This window comes from Streptomyces sp. NRRL S-920 (assembly GCF_000717945.1).
Classification (GTDB): Bacteria; Actinomycetota; Actinomycetes; order Streptomycetales; family Streptomycetaceae; genus Streptomyces; species Streptomyces alboniger.
The window spans coordinates 21,623-37,833 of sequence record NZ_JODF01000043.1 but is presented as its reverse complement, the minus strand read 5'-3'; the positions used below and the strand labels follow the sequence as shown (position 1 = coordinate 37,833).

Annotated in this window: 16 protein-coding genes; 4 read left to right on the top strand and 12 right to left on the bottom strand. The window is 71.4% G+C overall.

The window, feature by feature from the left end:
* Positions 1-46 precede the first annotated feature (46 nt).
* A complete protein-coding gene (locus IG54_RS0126420; RefSeq protein WP_030789461.1) occupies positions 47-1,066 on the bottom strand; it encodes an SDR family NAD(P)-dependent oxidoreductase in 1,020 nt (339 codons plus the stop codon).
* On the bottom strand, positions 1,063-2,244 hold the full coding sequence (locus tag IG54_RS0126415) for a UDP-N-acetylglucosamine--N-acetylmuramyl-(pentapeptide) pyrophosphoryl-undecaprenol N-acetylglucosamine transferase (protein WP_051819980.1): 1,182 nt from the start codon (positions 2,242-2,244) through the stop codon (positions 1,063-1,065). Before IG54_RS0126415 ends, IG54_RS0126420 begins: the two co-directional genes overlap by 4 nt.
* Positions 2,245-2,308: 64 nt before the next feature.
* Here IG54_RS0126415 and IG54_RS0126410 point away from each other — a divergent pair, with 64 nt between their 5' ends.
* Both IG54_RS0126410 and IG54_RS0126405 read left to right on the top strand, forming a co-directional pair.
* The gene (locus tag IG54_RS0126410) at positions 2,309-3,052 is read left to right on the top strand and encodes a response regulator transcription factor (RefSeq protein ID WP_078594525.1); all 744 of its coding nucleotides are present in this window, start codon (positions 2,309-2,311) and stop codon (positions 3,050-3,052) included.
* Positions 3,049-4,545 (top strand): sensor histidine kinase, encoded by a 1,497-nt coding sequence (locus tag IG54_RS0126405; RefSeq protein ID WP_051819979.1) that lies wholly within the window; start codon positions 3,049-3,051, stop codon positions 4,543-4,545. Before IG54_RS0126410 ends, IG54_RS0126405 begins: the two co-directional genes overlap by 4 nt.
* Positions 4,546-4,597: 52 nt before the next feature.
* On the opposite strand, the gene IG54_RS0126400 is transcribed toward IG54_RS0126405, so the two are convergent.
* From IG54_RS0126400 to IG54_RS0126390, 3 genes are all read right to left on the bottom strand, one after another.
* On the bottom strand, positions 4,598-6,298 hold the full coding sequence (locus IG54_RS0126400) for an acyl-CoA mutase large subunit family protein (RefSeq protein WP_030789449.1): 1,701 nt from the start codon (positions 6,296-6,298) through the stop codon (positions 4,598-4,600).
* Positions 6,299-6,372: 74 nt separating this feature from the next.
* Entirely contained in the window at positions 6,373-6,705 is a 333-nt protein-coding gene (locus IG54_RS0126395) for a DUF3817 domain-containing protein (RefSeq protein ID WP_030789446.1), read from the bottom strand.
* A 66-nt stretch (positions 6,706-6,771) separates the two neighbouring features.
* Positions 6,772-7,281 carry a MarR family winged helix-turn-helix transcriptional regulator gene (locus IG54_RS0126390; RefSeq protein WP_030789443.1) on the bottom strand — a complete coding sequence of 170 codons (510 nt, stop codon included), beginning with the start codon at positions 7,279-7,281 and terminating at the stop codon, positions 6,772-6,774.
* A gap of 222 nt (positions 7,282-7,503) precedes the next feature.
* On the opposite strand from IG54_RS0126390, the gene IG54_RS0126385 reads away from it, so the two are divergent.
* Positions 7,504-8,544: a glycoside hydrolase family 6 protein gene (locus IG54_RS0126385; RefSeq protein WP_030789440.1), complete on the top strand. Its 1,041-nt coding sequence runs from the start codon at positions 7,504-7,506 to the stop codon at positions 8,542-8,544.
* A 40-nt stretch (positions 8,545-8,584) separates the two neighbouring features.
* On the opposite strand, the gene IG54_RS0126380 is transcribed toward IG54_RS0126385, so the two are convergent.
* The 7 genes from IG54_RS0126380 to IG54_RS0126350 form a co-directional block, all read right to left on the bottom strand.
* Positions 8,585-10,552 (bottom strand): kelch motif-containing protein, encoded by a 1,968-nt coding sequence (locus tag IG54_RS0126380; RefSeq protein ID WP_030789434.1) that lies wholly within the window; start codon positions 10,550-10,552, stop codon positions 8,585-8,587.
* Positions 10,553-10,564: 12 nt separating this feature from the next.
* Positions 10,565-12,388, bottom strand: a complete 1,824-nt coding sequence (locus tag IG54_RS0126375) for a glycosyltransferase family 2 protein (protein WP_037897752.1) — start codon at positions 12,386-12,388, stop codon at positions 10,565-10,567.
* Between the two features lie 159 nt (positions 12,389-12,547).
* Complete coding sequence (locus tag IG54_RS0126370; RefSeq protein WP_030789426.1) at positions 12,548-13,213, bottom strand: TetR/AcrR family transcriptional regulator; 666 nt, start codon at positions 13,211-13,213, stop codon at positions 12,548-12,550.
* The gene (locus tag IG54_RS0126365; protein ID WP_030789423.1) at positions 13,210-13,890 is read right to left on the bottom strand and encodes a DUF4166 domain-containing protein; all 681 of its coding nucleotides are present in this window, start codon (positions 13,888-13,890) and stop codon (positions 13,210-13,212) included. Before IG54_RS0126365 ends, IG54_RS0126370 begins: the two co-directional genes overlap by 4 nt.
* Positions 13,887-14,597 carry a hypothetical protein gene (locus IG54_RS0126360; RefSeq protein ID WP_030789421.1) on the bottom strand — a complete coding sequence of 237 codons (711 nt, stop codon included), beginning with the start codon at positions 14,595-14,597 and terminating at the stop codon, positions 13,887-13,889. Before IG54_RS0126360 ends, IG54_RS0126365 begins: the two co-directional genes overlap by 4 nt.
* A 169-nt stretch (positions 14,598-14,766) precedes the next feature.
* Complete coding sequence (locus IG54_RS0126355) at positions 14,767-15,060, bottom strand: MTH1187 family thiamine-binding protein (protein ID WP_030789418.1); 294 nt, start codon at positions 15,058-15,060, stop codon at positions 14,767-14,769.
* A complete protein-coding gene (locus IG54_RS0126350) occupies positions 15,057-15,401 on the bottom strand; it encodes a DUF3817 domain-containing protein (protein ID WP_030789416.1) in 345 nt (114 codons plus the stop codon). Before IG54_RS0126350 ends, IG54_RS0126355 begins: the two co-directional genes overlap by 4 nt.
* Before the next feature lie 170 nt (positions 15,402-15,571).
* Here IG54_RS0126350 and IG54_RS0126345 point away from each other — a divergent pair, with 170 nt between their 5' ends.
* Positions 15,572-16,210, top strand: coding sequence for an AIM24 family protein (locus tag IG54_RS0126345; protein ID WP_030789413.1), 639 nt, complete (start codon positions 15,572-15,574; stop codon positions 16,208-16,210).
* Position 16,211 lies beyond the last annotated feature (1 nt).

The window sequence follows — 16,211 nt, the reverse complement described above, 5'->3', positions numbered from 1 at the left end:
GCGCGGGGAACGGCGCGCCCAGCCCCCACCAACCCGCACCCGAGCGTCAGACCTGATACCGCTCAGGCGCGAACAGGCGCAGATTCTCGGCGACCCAAGCCGAGGTGTGCCGCAAACCCTCCCCGAGGGTGACCTGGGGCTCCCACCCCGCCCACTCCCGAGCCCGGGAGTTGTCCGAGAGAAGCCGCTCGACCTCGCTCCCGGCGGGGCGAAGCCGCGCGGGGTCGACGACCACGGACGCCTCCCGCCCCGACGCCACGATCAGCGCCTTCGCGAGGTCACCGATGGAGATCTCCCGGCCCACCCCCAGATTGACCGCGTGCCCGAGCGCCCGGTCGCACACCGCCATCGCCATGAAGCCCCGCGCGGTGTCCGTCACGTACGTGAAGTCCCGCGTGGGCGTCAGCGAGCCCAGCTTGATCTCCCGCGCCCCCGCGTGCAGTTGGGCGAGGATCGTGGGGATCACGGCGCGGGCCGACTGCCGCGGCCCGTACGTGTTGAAGGGGCGCACCACCGTCACCGGCAGTTCGAAGGCGTGCCAGTGCGACAGCGCCATCATGTCGGCGCCGATCTTCGACGCCGAGTACGGCGACTGCGGCTGGAGCGGGTGGGACTCCGCGATCGGCGCCGTCAGGGCCGTCCCGTACACCTCGCTGGTGGACGTGTGGACGAGCCGCCGCACGGAGTGCCGCCGGCACGCCTCCGCGACGTTCTCCGTGCCGACGACGTTCGTCTGGACGTACGCGCCCGGGGAGTCGTACGAGTACGGGATGCCGATGAGCGCGGCCAGATGGAACACCGTGTCGCACCCGGCGACCGCGTCCATCACGCGCCCCGCGTCCCGCACGTCGCCCGCGATCATCTCGACCCGCGGATCACCGAGGAGGTGCGCGAGGTGCCCCTTCTCCGCGTACGGCTTGTAGTGCACGAGGGCGCGGACCTTCGCGCCCTCCGCGAGCAGCAGGTCGACGAGCGTCGAGCCGATGAAGCCCTCGGCTCCGGTGACCAGGACCGTGCGGTCCTGCCAGGAGAAGGAAGAGAGGGAAGGGGAGGGGGTCGTGTTCACGCGTACTCCAGGTGAGGTGTGGTGGGGGTGAGCCGAAGGACCCGCTCGGCCAGCAGCGCGGCGGCGCGGGCATGCGGCCCGGGATCCGCCGCTCCGCTCATCGCGGCGAGCCGCGCGGGATCGGCGAGCAGCGGCCCGACCAGCGCCGCGAGCCGGTCGGCGGTGGTCTCGGCGTCGGGCAGCAGCAGACCGGCGCCCGCGTCGGAGAGCACGCGCGCGTTGTGGGTCTGGTGGTCGCCGGGCGCGTGCGGATAGGGCACGAGGACGGCGGGCACCCCGGTCGAGGCCAGCTCGGCGACGGTCGCGGAACCGGCACGGCAGACGACGAGGTCCGCGGCGGCGTAGGAGAGGTCCATACGGTCGAGGTAGGGAACGGCTCGGGCGATCGCGTCGCCGCCCGTGGACGCGAGCCGCGCCCGGGTCTCCGCAAGGGCCGCGGGACCGGTCTTGATCAGGAGGTGTACGTCGTCACGCCCCCGCCACCGCTCCGCGAGCCCGGCCGCCGCCTCGGTCAGCCGCGCCGCGCCCAGGCTGCCGCCGTTGAAGAGGATCATGCGGGCCCCGGCCGGTACGCCGAGCGCGCGCCGCGCCTCGTCGCGCAGCGCGGTCCGGTCGAGCGCGGCCAGCGCGGCGGCGATCGGCATGCCGGTGGTGTACGCGCGTTCGCCGCCCGGCAGATGGGCGCGGCTGCGGTCGAAGGCGACCGCGATGTTCGAGGTGAGCCGGGCGGCGAACCGGTTGGCGCGGCCCGGCACGGCGTTGGACTCGTGGATGAGGCTCGGCAGGCCCGCCATGCGGGCGCCGACGATGACGGGGGCGCTCGGATAGCCGCCCATCCCGACGGCGACCTGCGCGCCCTGTTCGCGCAGGATGGTCCGGCACTGGGCCCCGGACCTCATCAGCGCGGCGGGCAGCAGATAGCGGCGGGCCCCGAGCGACGGGTCGAAGGGGATCATGTCGACGGTGTGCAGGCGGTACCCGGCGTCCGGTATGAGCCGCGTCTCCAGGCCCCGCTCGGTGCCGACGAAGGAGATCACCGCGCCCGGCACGGCCCGGCGCAGCGCGTCGGCGAGGGCGAGGCCCGGATAGATGTGCCCGCCGGTGCCGCCCGCGCCGATCACGACGGAGAGGCGGCCGCGCCCCGGGGCTGCGGCGTGGCCGGAGTGAGAGGTTCGCATGGCAATGGAGCATCACGAGCCGGTCTAAGAGGGTTTTAAGAGCCGCGTTTGGCACCTTTGACCCATGAGCTTCACGAGCGTGACCAGCAGAGGCGGGCCGCCGGGCGCGGACGGACCGGCGCCGCACAGGATCCTCGTCGTGGACGACGACCCCGAGGTCCGCGCCGCCGTCGAGGACGCCCTGACGATCGAGGGCCATCTGGTGCGCGGCGCGGCCGACGGTCACCGCGCGCTGACGGCGGTGGCCCGCTGGGAGCCGGACCTGGTCGTCCTGGACGTGCTGATGCCGGTCATGGACGGCCTCGCCGTCTGCCGCCAGTTGCGCGCGGCCGGTGACCGGACGCCCGTACTCGTACTGACCGCCCTGGACTCGGTGAGCGAGCGCGTGGACGGCCTGGACGCGGGCGCCGACGACTATCTGGTCAAGCCCTTCGCCCTGGACGAGCTGGTGGCCCGCGTGCGGGCGCTGCTGCGGCGCGCGACCCCGGAGCGGCCCGCGAGCGACACCGACGACCTCTCGTACGGCGATCTGGTCCTGGATCCCGCCACCCGCACCGGCCGCCGGGGCGAGCGGCACGTGGAGTTCAGCCGCACGGAGGCCGTCCTCCTCGAACTGCTGATGCGCAATGCCGGGCAGGTCCTGCCGCGCGAGCTGATCCAGCGGGCGGTGTGGGGCCGCGACTTCGGGCCCGACTCCAACTCCCTCGCGGTGTACGTCGGTTATCTGCGCCGCAAGCTGGAGTCGGGCGGCGAGCCGCGGCTCGTCCACACCGTGCACGGCGTCGGCTACCGGCTGGGCTCCCCGTGAGCGGCCGGCGCGGGCTCGGCGCGCGCTGGCGGCGCCGCAGGCCGCTGCGCACCCGCCTCGCGGTGATGGCCGCGGCCGCCGTCGCGCTGGTGGCGCTCGGCGTGTGCGCCGCCGCGTTCTTCGTGATCCGCTACAAGCTGTACCAGCAACTGGACCAGAACCTCGCCCAGTCGGCGACCCTCATCGCCCAGCAGCACCGCGACGAGGGCCCCGGCGTGGTGACGGGCGAGTGCCGGTTCCTCGGCGCGCCCGCCTGCTCGCAGATCGTCCCCGCGGACTCGGCGAAGGACCCGGCGAAGCCGTATCTGCTGCCGGTCGCGGGGGCGGCCCGCGCGGTCGCCTCGGGTCAACAGGCGCCGTACTACACGAACTTCACGCTGCCCGGCGGGAAGCCGGGGCGGATGTACACCACCACCTTCGGCGAGGGCGACGCCGTGCAGGTGGCCCTGCGGGCCGATATCGCCGAGCGCGGCGTGCGCCAGGCGGCGGCACTGCTCCTCGCGGTGGGCGGCGCGGGCGTCCTGCTCTCCGCGGTCGGCGGCTACTGGGTCTCGCGCACCGGCCTCGCCCCGATCACCCGGCTCACCGCCACGGCGGAGCACATCGCGGCCACCCGCGACGCCCGGCACCGCATCGAGCTGCCCCCCGGGCCGCCGGGCCGCGAGGGCCACCCAGGCGGCGAGGGCCGCGAGGGCCGCGAGGGCCGCGAGGATGAGGTCACGCGCCTGGCCGCCGCGTTCAACACGATGCTCGCCGAGCTGGAGGAATCCGTCGCGGCCCGCCGCCGCCTGGTCGCCGACGCCTCCCACGAGCTGCGCACCCCGCTGACGGCACTGCGCACGAACGCCGAACTCCTCGCCCAGGCAGACCGCCTGACGCCTACTCAGCGCGAGCGGGCGTCGGGGGCGCTCGGCCGCCAGCTGCGCGAGGTCACCGGCCTGGTCAACGACCTGATCGAGCTGGCCAGGGAGGAGGAGCCGCAGCCCCTCCTGGAAGAGGTGCGGCTGGCCGAACTGGCCGCCCACGCGGTGGACGCGGCGCGCGGCCACTGGTCCGCGGTGCCCTTCACGCTCCGGATCTCCCCGGACGCGGCGCACCTCAGTGTCCCCGGCGTACCGGCCCGCCTGTCCCGGCTGCTCACCAACCTCCTCGACAACGCCGCCAAGTTCAGCCCGCCGGGCGCCCCCGTCGAGCTGGCCCTCTCGGCCACGGACCTGACCGTGCGCGACCACGGCCCCGGCATCGCCGAGGAGGACCTGCCGTACGTCTTCGACCGCTTCTACCGCGCCGAGAAGGCCCGCGCCCTGCCGGGCTCGGGCCTCGGCCTCGCGATGGCCCGCCAGATCGCCCACGCGCACGGGGTGGAACTGACGGCGGAACGGGCCCCGGGCGGCGGCGCGCTGTTCCGTCTCACACTGCGCGGGTCGGTGGGGGCTGGTCGCGCAGTTCCCCGCGCCCCTTCGGGGCACGACCCGCGCGGGTGCGCCCCGTAAGGGGCGCGGGGAACTGCGCGAGCGACCACGACGAACCCGCGGACGCGACGCACTAGAACCCGGGCGGCTCCACGTAAACCCCCCACTCGTCGCGAAGCACTCCGCAGATCTCCCCGAGGGTCGCCTCGGCGCGGACCGCCTCCAGCATGGGGGCGATCATGTTCGAGCCGTCCCGCGCGGCAGCGAGCATCGCGTCGAGGCAGGACCGCACCCGGGCCTCGTCCCGCCCGGCCTTGCGCGCCCCCAGCTCCCGGACCTGCTCCCGCTCCACCTCGTGGCTGACCCGCAGGATCTCCAGGTCCCCGGTGACGGAACCCTCGTGGCAGTTGACGCCGACGACCCGCTTGTCGCCCTTCTCCAGGGACTGCTGGTACTGGAAGGCGGACTCGGCGATCTCACCCGTGAACCAGCCGTCCTCGATGCCCCGCAGGATGCCCGAGGTGATCGGCCCGATCGGGTGCTGGCCGTCGGGGCGGGCCCGCCGTCCCCGCTCCTTGATCTGCGCGAAGATCTTCTCCGCCTCGGCCTCGATGCGGTCGGTGAGCTGCTCGATGTACCAGGAGCCGCCCAGCGGGTCCGCCACGTTGGCGACGCCGGTCTCCTCCATGAGGACCTGCTGCGTGCGCAGCGCGATCTCGGCGGCCTGCTCGCTGGGCAGGGCGAGGGTCTCGTCGAGGGCGTTGGTGTGCAGCGAGTTGGTGCCGCCGAGCACCGCGGCGAGGGCCTCGACGGCCGTACGCACGACGTTGTTGTACGGCTGCTGGGCGGTGAGGGAGACACCCGCGGTCTGGGTGTGGAAGCGCAGCCACTGGGCCTTGTCGGTCCTGGCGCCGTACTCCTCGCGCAGCCAGCGGGCCCAGATGCGACGGGCCGCGCGGAACTTCGCGATCTCCTCGAAGAAGTCGACGTGGGCGTCGAAGAAGAAGGAGAGGCCGGGCGCGAAGACGTCGACGTCGAGGCCCCGGCTGAGCCCCAGCTCCACGTACCCGAAGCCGTCCGCGAGGGTGTACGCCAGCTCCTGCGCGGCCGTCGCCCCGGCCTCGCGGATGTGGTAGCCGGAGACCGAGAGCGGCTTGTACGCGGGGATGTCGCGCGCGCAGTGCTCCATCAGGTCGCCGATGAGGCGCAGGTGCGGCTCGGGCTGGAAGAGCCACTCCTTCTGCGCGATGTACTCCTTGAAGATGTCGGTCTGGAGCGTGCCGTTCAGAACGCCCGGGTCGACGCCCTGGCGCTCGGCGGCGACCAGGTACATGCAGAAGACGGGCACGGCGGGGCCGCTGATCGTCATGGAGGTCGTCACGTCGCCGAGCGGGATGTCCTTGAAGAGGACCTCCATGTCGGCGGCGGAGTCGATGGCCACGCCGCAGTGCCCGACCTCGCCGAGCGAGCGGGGGTCGTCGGAGTCGCGGCCCATGAGGGTGGGCATGTCGAAGGCCACGGAGAGGCCGCCGCCGCCGTTGGCCAGGATCATCTTGTAGCGCTCGTTCGTCTGCTCGGCGTTTCCGAAGCCGGCGAACTGGCGGATGGTCCAGGTCCTGCCCCGGTATCCCGTGGCGTAGAGCCCGCGCGTGAAGGGGTACTCCCCGGGCCAGCCGATCCGCTCGAATCCCTCGTACGTGTCGCCGGGGCGCGGCCCGTAGACGGGCTCGACCGGGTCGCCGGAGAGCGTGGTGAAGTCCGCGTCGCGCTTGCGGGCCTTGTCGTAACGGGCCTGCCAGCGGCGGCGGCCTTCCTCGATCGCGTCAGCGTCCATACCCTCGAATTTACTAGGACGTCCTAGTAAAAGTCGATGGCTGACCGCCGTACGAATTCGCACGGCGGCGGGTGTTACGCCTTCGCGGTGACCGGGGAGCCGTCGGTGATCAGCGGCTCGACGTCACGGGCGACCTTGCGCTCGACGAAGAACGCGGCCGTCGGGATCGTGCCGGAGACCAGCACCCACAGCAGCTTGCCGAACGGCCACTTCGCCTTGGAGCCCAGGTCGAAGGCGAAGATCAGGTAGATGATGTAGAGCACGCCGTGCACCTGCGACACGACGAGCGTCAGACCCTCGCCCTTGTCGAAGCCGTACTTGAACACCATGCAGGCGCACAGGATGAGCAACATGACGGCGGTGACATAGGCCATCACCCGGTAGCGGGTCAGCACGCTTCGCTTCATGCCTACGAGCGTAACGGCCCGTCTCGCGTGATCTTCGCCGACCCCGCCCGAGCGGAACCAGGGCCTCTACTTCTCCTCGAAGTCCTGCGCGGCGATCCGCAAGGGCCGCAGCATCGCGAAGATCTCCCCGCACTCCTCCGCGTCGTACACCCCGAGCCCGAAGTCCATCGCCATCAGCTCGCGCGTGGCCGCCTCGACGACCTCGCGGCCCTTCTCCGTGATGGACGCGAGGGTGCCCCGGCCGTCGTTGGGGTTCGGGCGCTTGTCGACGAGGCCGGACCGCACGAGCCGGTCGACGGTGTTGGTCACGGACGTGGGGTGCACCATCAGCCGCTCGCCGATCTTGGACATCGGCAGCTCACCGGCCTGCGAGAAGGTGAGCAGCACCAGCGCCTCGTAGCGCGCGAAGGTCAGCCCGTACGGCTTGACGACCGCGTCGACCTCGGCGAGCAGGATCTGATGCGCGCGCATGATCGAGGTGATCGCACCCATGGCCGGGACCGATCCCCAGCGCTGCTTCCACAGCTCGTCGGCGCGGGCGATGGGATCGAAGGGAAGGCTGAGCGGCTTCGGCACGCCAAAGACCTTACCCGCCGGTCATATGGTGGTCAGCCCCGTCTCGCAATTCGGGCGTACGTTCCCCCGCGAGCGGACACTGCGCGCCACCGCGCCCGGCCGCGAGGGGTGACGCCCGCGTCCGTGCGGCTGTCGGCGCCGGTGTCGCACGAGGGGATGATTCGCCCCATATGCAACGATTGCCCGAGCTGACTGACCGTCACCGTCGCCCAAGGGGTCTGGATGCACCGGCTGCTCCGCACGTTCACGGCACTCGCGGCTCTCACCGCCCTCGGGCTCACGGCGGGCTGCTCGTCGGGGTCCGGGTCCGAGGCCGGCCCCACCAGGACCAAGGGCGCGGGCGCCGCCTCCGGTCCCTCGACCGCCGCCGCGAAGGCCCCGCCCAACACGTTCTGGGTCGACCCCGACAGCCCCGCCGCCCGCCAGGTCGAGGAGTGGGAGGCGCAGGGCCGCGCCCAGGACGCCGAGACGCTCAAGCGGATCTCCGAACAGCCGCTGGCCGTGTGGCCGGCCGGGGACGACCCCGCGCCCGACGTCAGGTCGGCGACCGCCGGCGCGGAGAAGGAGGGCCGCACGGCGGTGCTCGTGGCGTACAACATCCCGCACCGCGACTGCGGCCAGCACTCCGCGGGCGGCGCGAACAGCGCCGACTACTACCGGAACTGGGTGGACACCTTCGCCGACACGATCGGCAGCGCCCCCGCCCTCGTCATCCTGGAACCCGACGCCATCCCGCACATCGTGGACGGCTGCACCCCGGCCGAGTACCACGCCGACCGCTACCAGCTGCTCTCCGAGGCGATCGAGCGGTTCAAGCGGCAGCCGAAGGTGAAGGTGTACCTCGACGCGGGGAACCCCGGCTGGATCACGGACGCGCACAAGCTCTCCGAACCGCTGCGCCAGGCGGGCATCGCGCGGGCCGACGGCTTCTCGCTGAACGTCTCGAACTTCCAGAGCGACGAGGTCATCAAGAAGTACGGCCGCACGCTGTCGGCGACGGTCGGCGACAAGCACTTCGTGATGGACACCAGCCGTAACGGCAAGGGCCCACTGGCGGGCGACCGGCAGGACGCCTGGTGCAACCCGCCCGGCCGGGGCCTCGGCACGCCGCCCACCGACCGCACGGGCGACCCGCTCGTCGACGCCGTCCTGTGGATCAAGCGCCCGGGCGACTCGGACGGCCCCTGCCGGGGCGGCCCGGCGGCGGGACAGTGGTGGCCGGACTACGCCCTGGGCCTCGCGCGCAACGCGAAGGCGGCGTGAACGGGCGAGCCCGCCCGGCCTGAGGGGCGAGCCCGCCGGGTCAGTCCTCCTGGCCCACGTGGATCCACTTCGCCTGCGAGGACGTGCCGTCCCTGTCCGTGACGAAGAGCATGTACCAGCCGGGCGGGACCAGCGCCGCGTCCCGCTGGGGGACGTCCACCGTCACCGCCCCCTTGCCCCTGCTCAGCCCCAGCGCGATCGAACGCTGCTCGACGTCCGTGGTGTGCGTGACCGCGCTGGGCCGCATCAGACGGGCCGAGACGATGTTCTCGGGGCGGTCGGTGCGGAACGTCGCGCGGCCGTCCGCCGCCAGCTGCTCCGGGCCCTCGCCGAGCACCGGGCGGGTCTTGCCGCCCTTGTGCAGCGCGGGCGGGGTGAAGATCTCCATGCGCTGCTCGAAGTGGCCGAGCTTGGTGTTCTGCTCGTTGTCGAAGAGCGGGTCCGAGCCGAAGGTGACGACCCGGCCGTCAGGCAGCAGCAGCGCCTCGGAGTGGTAGTTGCGGCCCACCCTGGGCGCCGCGGCCGCGCGGAAGACGTTCTGCTTGGGGTCGTAGAACTGCGCCTTGAGGATGTTGCTGGCGCCGCGGCCCCGGTAGTCGGAGGAACCGTTGGAGGTGAACACCGAGTCGTCCGGCATGAGCACGCTGTTCAGATAGCGGGTGCCCTCCGGGAGCTGGGGCCCGGTCTTGAAGGAGGGGTTGGCCTCCTTGAGGTCGATCACGGCGGTGCGGCGCGTCGCCTTGTCCGACTCGCCCACTCCCCCGCCGCCGAGGATCATCACCTTCTGGTCCTGCGCGGGCGGCAGCAGCACCGAGGAGGACGTCTCGGTCTGGTCGAGGTCGGTCAGTCCGGGGACCTTCTCGAACTTGTTCGTCCTCAGGTCCCACAGGCCCGGCTCACGGCCCTTGTCCGCCGGTCCGTAACCGGCGTTGGACGCGGGGTAGAAGAGCTTGCCGCCCTTGGTGAGGAAGAGCGCGGGATAGGTCGGGAAGTACCGCTTGGGGCCGTCGGTCCACTTCTTCGTCCGCGGGTCGTAGATCTCGTTGTCGCCGGGGTCGATGACGCCGACGTCGTCGAGCCCGGAGACGGCGAGCACCTTGCCGTCCGCCAGGCCGACCAGCGTCGGGTACCAGCGGGCCTTCTTCATCGGGTCGACGGGGACGTACCGCTCGGCCTTCGGGTCGAACTCGTACGCGGCCTTGATGCCCTGGAAGTCCTGCTTCTCCATGTCGATCTTCTCGGCGATGCCGTACGTGTTGTCGGCCTCGTCACCGGTCAGGCCCTCGATCTCGTACTGCGCCTGCTTGTCGTTGACCGACTGGGGGCCCGGCTCCAGCGCCTCGACGAAGACCCGTGCCTCGCTCGCCTTGACCTTCGTCTTCCAGGGCTGCATCGCGCCGGCCTTGGAGTACGTGATCTCGTAGTCCCGCTTGGCCTTCGGCACCTCGACGTCGAACTTGCTGACGTACTCGATGCCGGACGGCGAGCGGAACTTGGTGCCCTTCTTAAGGATGACGGCCTTGTCGGGGTTCTCGTTCTTGACCCGCATGCCACCGCCGGCCCGCTCGACCTCGCCGTCCAGCAGTTCGTAGCGCGCGGTGCCGCCCGCGACCAGGAGCCGTCCGTCGGGGAGCTGGGCGTGCCCGGCGCAGAAGAAGTCCTCGGGGGTGTCGATCCTCTTGAAGGTGTTCCTCACCGGGTCCCACAGGACCGTGTCGAACGACCCCGCGTCGAATTTCTTCTGTTCGTTGCCCGAGCCCGCGACGATCAGCACCTTGCCGGTGTGCAGTAGCGCGGCGTGGATGGCGTTGGTGCGGAACTCCTTGGGGATGTCGACCTGCTTCCAGGAGCCGTACTTCGCCTTGTAGCCGGGCCGGGAGATCTTGTACTCGTAGTACTGCTCCTCGGCGAAGGAGAGCGCCGCGGGGGCGTTCAGTCCGACGAGCAGGGCGCCCGCGCCGACTCCGATGAGTGTCTTCCTCGTACGCCGCGAGGGCCGGTAGGCCATGGGTGCCATGGGTCAGTTCCCTCCTGTCGTCGTGCCGGTGGCGAAGGCGGGCTCCGGCTCGCCCTCCGCGTCCGGGGCGGACTGCCCGGCCGCGCGCCGCTCCCGTGCCGTCTGGCGGGCCGCCCTGCGCTCCGTGGCGACGGTGAAGGTCCACACCGCGACCGGCGCCAGCGAGATGGCCATCGCGAGGACGGCCCAGGTGCGCATCGCCACGTGGGTGTGGTCGAGCACGAAGGAGGCGATCAGGGAGGAGGCGAGTACCACCGCCCAGAAGAGGTGGATGCGGAAGGTCAGCAGCCGGTCCGGGCTGGCGTCGTTGCCCTTCGGCGTGACCACGAAGCGGCTCGGGCGGCGTACCACGGCCGCGCCGAGGGACTTGGCGTAGATGGGGGCGGAGAGCGCCGACATCGCCATGCCCGCGAGGCCTCCGGAGCCCTCGGGCTCGTGCGGGGAGACGTTGTGGCGGCGGTTCCAGAGGTAGAGGCCGATCTGGAGGGCGGCCGCGTCGCTGTAGAGCATCAGCCACACGGAGGCCGCCACCTGCGTGCCGGACGCGCCGAACCACAGGAAGAGGACGCAGCTGAGGATGCCGAGCAGCCAGTTGACCGCCGTCATCGGGTAGTACACGAGCATCATCGTGTACGAGAAGAGGCGTCCGGGCGGCATGGTGAACGGCGCCTTCCAGTACTGCTTGAAGAGCGTCTCGTAGGTGCCGCGCGACCAGCGCATCTGCTGGGTGAAGAAGTCGGTCCAGGAGGCGGGGCCCTCCCCGACGGCCAGGACATCGGGCGTGTAGACCGAGCGCCAGTGGTTGCGGGTGGCGGGGTTGCGGCGGCGGTGCAGCTCGAAGCCGGTCGCCATGTCCTCGGTGATCGAGTCGTACAGACCGCCTATCTGGGTGAGCGCCTTGATGCGTACGACGTTGTTGGTGCCGACGAACATGGGCGCGCGGTAGCGGTTGCCCGCGCGCTGGATGAGCGCGTGGAAGAGGAACTGCTGGGACTCGGCGGCCTTGGTGACGGGGGTGGTGTAGTTCCCGTAGACCTGCGGTCCGACCACGAACGCGATGTCCGGGTCACGGAAGTACCCCATCATCCGCTCCAGGAAGTTGGGGAGCGGGACGTGGTCCGTGTCGACGGAGGCGAAGAAGTCGTACTCCGCGTGGTGCATCGCCAGCCAGGCGTTGTAGTTGCCGTGCTTGGTGCGGGCCTTGTGCGGGCCCTTCGGGCGGTTCCACTCGGGGACGCCGAGGCGCGTGAAGTGCCGGACGCCGAGTTCTTCGCAGAGGGCTTTCGCCTCGGGGTCGTTCCCCTCGTCGAGGAGCCACACGTCCAGGGGCCCCGTGTGGTGTATCCGCACCGCGCCTTCGAGGGTCGCCCGGACCATGGAGAGGGGTTCCTTGCCGGGGACGTACGTGGTGAGGAAGGCGACGCGGGTGCCCTTCTCCGGGTACACCGGGACCGGGTCCCTCGCGACCATCGTCGCGTGTGCGATCGATATGACGTTGACCAGCATGAAGAGTTCGATCAGGCCGATCGCCGCGAGCATCGTGACGTCGAGTCCGATCAGCCAGCGCTCGCCGCCCTCGCGTTCGGTCCAGTGCGTGGGCCAGACGAGGTAGACGAGCAGGAGCCCGGTGAGTATCGGGGCCAGCGTCATCAGGAGCACGGCGCGTATTCGGTGGGGCTCGGAGGAGAGCAGCTTGCGGTACTGGACCCGATAGCCGCCTGCGCCGCCGTCCTTGCCGCTCTTGCCGTCCTTGCCGCCGTGTGGCTCGGTGAGCGGTCCGGCGAGCGTGCTGTGGGTGTCGTAGTCGTAGCCCTCCGGCTGCCGCACAGCGCCCTCCAGTGTTCTGGTGAATCGAACGAGCCGATACCCCCACAAAAGGGGGTTTTCGTCGGCGTGTCGAACCGGGTACGTCCGTGCGAGGGGTTTTGGGGCGGGGGGTTGCGGAGGGGGCCGGGGTATGGGCAGGCCCACACCACCCGCCCTACCTCACCTGGCCGTGCGGGGTGAAGACCGGCGGAGCCGATGCCGCACGGCCCGCTGCGCAAGCGGCCCAAGATCCTCAACCGCACTCACCAAGAGGGACAACTGCTCCAGCGAGGCAAGCGCCCGCTCCGTACCCGCACGATCAACCCCCTCATACAGCTCCAGGCCCACGAAGGACGCCGCGACCGCCCGCGCGAGCCCCACCGCATCCGTGAACTCCCCCAGCGGCGACCCCGCCAGAATCCGCACCAGGACCTTCTCGATCTCCTCGACCCACAGCGCGAGCCCCGCCGCGGTCGCCGCCGCGAGCCGAGGCTGCGTCTGCGCGCCCGCGAGCAACTGCCCGAGGACCGCCACGTGCCCGGCGTCCCGCTCCTCCTCGTGCATCTCCCGCCCGAAGGCGAGCAGTTCGGAGAGGGAGCCGATCCCGGCGAGGCGTTCGCGGTAGAGGGCCACGCGCTGCTCGGTCCCGTACCGGCACGCCGCCGCGAGCAGTTCGTCGACGGAACCGAAGTGGTAGAAGACCAGCGCCTGATTGACCCCCGCGGCGGCGGCGATCGTACGCGCCGAGGTCTTGGCGATGCCCTGCTCCGTGAGTGTCCGCAGCGCACCGTCGAGAAGCTTCTCGCGCGTCTCCCGCCCCTTGGCGGGGTCCTTGGCGGCGCTCACGCCCGCGCCTCCTCGCGAACGGGCCGCAGCCCGGCCCGCACCCCGCACGTACGGACGTCCGTATACGTCGCCCGGAAGGACCCCTCGTACCCGAAGAGCGGCCCGAAGCGCCGGTTCACGACGCGGACCCGGATGCGGAAGCACCCCGCGTCATCGTCGTAGGACTCGCGCACCTCGGCGTCGCCGCCGATCAGCGAGGGAACGCGGCAGTCCACCGGCCCCTCCCGGAACCGGTGCTCCCCGGAGCGGATCACGAGCGAGCCGTCGGGCTCCGCCCGGAAGTGCAGGTCGCTCGCGAGGTGCTGGTGCGTGCCGAGGTAGTCGAGCACGCGGTCGCCCTTGGGGCTCAGGACCATCTGGGCGTCGAAGCGGCGGGGCCCGCCGGGCAGGTCGAAGGTGCGCACGAAGGTCACCGTCTCACGGCCGTACGTGTCGGCGTACGGCACGTTCTCGATCACGAAGGGGACGTCGCGGCCCTGGCGCGGGACGAGGATGTTGCGGGTTCCGCCGACCGCGAGGAACGGCTTCACGAAGCCCCGGCCGTGCCAGATCCGGTCCATCACGCCCCGCCCGGTGCAGGCCTCGCCGCTCTCCAGGCCGACGGAGAAGCGGCGCCGGAGCTGCGGGTGGAGCCGCTGGAAGTCGGCGCCCATCACGGTTTCGAAGATCGAGGTCATGACTGCGGCTCCGTGGCGGTGGCGAGGGTGGACAGGATGCGCGGGGCACGCGCGCGTGCCGGTGGGGTGCGCAGGCAGCGGCGTGCGGCCGGGGTGGTGGGCAGCGGCGGCAGGATCAGCGCGAGCGCGGCGGCCGCGAGGGCCGTGACGGGGAGGAGGAGGACGGCTGCCGCCACGCACAGCACGCGCAGGACGACGTCCGCGAGGGCGTTCAGCAGGGCGCGTTCGGGGGTGATGTCCCGCTCCAGCCAGAGCCGGAGGCGATCGAACGACCAGGCGGTGGCCCAGCCCATCAGCGGGCGGACGAACGCGCGGTCGACGGCCGCGCCGAAGCGGCCCCAGCGCGGCCGGTAGTCGTATCCGGTGAGGAAGCGGATGCCGTCGCCGTCGGGCGCGGGTACGTAGCGCCAGTAGCCGCTGCCCTCTTCGAGGAGGGAGAGCGGGTGGGGCGAGGCGAAGCGCAGGGCGGACGTCCGCGTGCCGTCGGGGCGCCGCCGCTCCCCCGCACTGACGCCGGTGCCGGCGATGGTGAGGAAGGGCAGTACGCGCGTGGCGTACCGGAAGTGCTGCGGCTCGCCCTCGCGGCACGGCAGGTAGGCGATCTCGGTGAAGCGCAGGTCCCAGCGCTGGTGCGAGCCGGGCTCCTGGGTGCGCGCCCACAGGTCGTCGAGATCGGCACGTATCCGTGCCTCGATATACAGGCTCACCCTAAACCCCCACGTCAGCACCTTCTTGAGCGTCTGCTCAAGTGGAAGGTACAGCCGTTTGAGCAGTCGCTCAAGTTCGCGGGCGCAGGCAAGTGACACAGGAAGGCGGCACAGGAAAGCCCCCGCCCAGAGGGGCGGGGGCTTGCGAGGCGGGCGCACGGAGGCGGACCTACGCGGAGAGGTGGCGCTCCACCGTCTCGACCTTGGAGGTGAGACCGTCGGTCACCCCGGGGCGGATGTCCGCCTTCATGACCACGGAGACGCGGGGCGCCCGCGCCTCCACGGCGGCGACGGCCCGCTTGACGACGTCCATGACCTCGTCCCACTCGCCCTCGACGGAGGTGAACATCGCGTCGGTCTTGTTCGGCAGGCCCGACTCGCGGACGACGCGGACGGCGTCGGCCACGTACTCGCCGACGTCCTCACCGACGCCGAGGGGGGTCACGGAGAAGGCGACGATCATGCGTTGACGATCCCTTCCTTGCGGGCGCGCGACGCGATCACCGCGGACTCGGCCTCGCGCTTCAGCTTGCGCTCGGCGAAGAAGCCGCCGGTCGGCAGGACGGAGAGGACGAAGTACAGGGCGGCGGTCTTGAGGTCCCACTTCGTGCGGTTCCAGGCGTCCAGCCAGAAGATCACGTACAGCACGAAGAGCACGCCGTGGATCATGCCCATCGCCGGCACGGCGTTGAACTCCGTGGTCCGCTTGAGCACCGAGCAGAGGAGCAGCAGCAGGAAGGAGACGGCCTCGGGGGCCGAGACCAGGCGGAGGCGGCGGAGTGCGGAAGCGGTCTTGATGTCCACGGGTCACCTTCGGTGGGGTGGGGGCGGCGGGAGAGGGCTGTGCGCTCGGCGGCGCCGATCTTGTGAACGCGCGCACAAGCGACCCCCATTGTGACATCGGGGGGTTCTCGGGGTTCGCTCAGGGGCGTTCACCCTGTTCTGGGCGGGTACGCGGGGGCTACCGTCGATTCGTGGCTACGTTCCGGCTCCAAGGGAGCAGAGTGCTCGCCGTCGACATGACCGGCGACGCCGTAAAAGCGAAGAACGGCTCGATGGTCGCCTACGACGGCCAGATGGCCTTCAAGAAGATGTCCGGCGGCGGCGAGGGCATCCGCGGCATGGTGACGCGCCGCGTGACCGGCGAGCAGATGACGGTGATGGAGGTGAAGGGGCACGGCACCTGCTGGTTCGCCGACCGCGCCACCGAGATCAATCTGGTGGAGCTGCGCGGCGAGAAGCTGTACGTCGAGGCGGGCAATCTGCTGTGCACCGACGCCGGCCTGCGCACCGGCACCAGCTTCACGGGCCTGCGCGGCGCGACACAGGGGAACGGCCTGTTCACCACGACCGTCGAGGGCACGGGCCAGGCGGCGATCGTCTCCGACGGCCCCGCGGTGGTGCTGCGTGTCTCCGCGCAGTATCCGCTGACGGTCGACCCGGGGGCGTACATCGCGCACCAGGGGGACGTCCGCCAGAGCTTCCAGTCCGGCGTCACCTTCCGCACGTTCATGGGCGAGGGCGGCGGCGAGGCCTTCCAGATCCGCTTCGAGGGCGACGGCCTGGTCTACGTACAGCCCAGTGAGCGCTCCACGATCGCGGGGGATGTCTGAC

What these genes read in the sequence shown, in the direction of transcription:
- IG54_RS0126395 (WP_030789446.1), bottom strand. Translation starts at nt 6,705, where the DNA reads ATGAAGCGAAGCGTGCTGACCCGCTACCGGGTGATGGCCTATGTCACC.
- IG54_RS0126385 (WP_030789440.1), top strand. Translation starts at nt 7,504, where the DNA reads ATGCACCGGCTGCTCCGCACGTTCACGGCACTCGCGGCTCTCACCGCC.
- IG54_RS0126415 (WP_051819980.1), bottom strand. Translation starts at nt 2,244, where the DNA reads ATGCGAACCTCTCACTCCGGCCACGCCGCAGCCCCGGGGCGCGGCCGC.
- IG54_RS0126355 (WP_030789418.1), bottom strand. Translation starts at nt 15,060, where the DNA reads ATGATCGTCGCCTTCTCCGTGACCCCCCTCGGCGTCGGTGAGGACGTC.
- IG54_RS0126400 (WP_030789449.1), bottom strand. Translation starts at nt 6,298, where the DNA reads ATGGACGCTGACGCGATCGAGGAAGGCCGCCGCCGCTGGCAGGCCCGT.
- IG54_RS0126365 (WP_030789423.1), bottom strand. Translation starts at nt 13,890, where the DNA reads ATGACCTCGATCTTCGAAACCGTGATGGGCGCCGACTTCCAGCGGCTC.
- IG54_RS0126380 (WP_030789434.1), bottom strand. Translation starts at nt 10,552, where the DNA reads ATGGCCTACCGGCCCTCGCGGCGTACGAGGAAGACACTCATCGGAGTC.
- IG54_RS0126410 (WP_078594525.1), top strand. Translation starts at nt 2,309, where the DNA reads ATGAGCTTCACGAGCGTGACCAGCAGAGGCGGGCCGCCGGGCGCGGAC.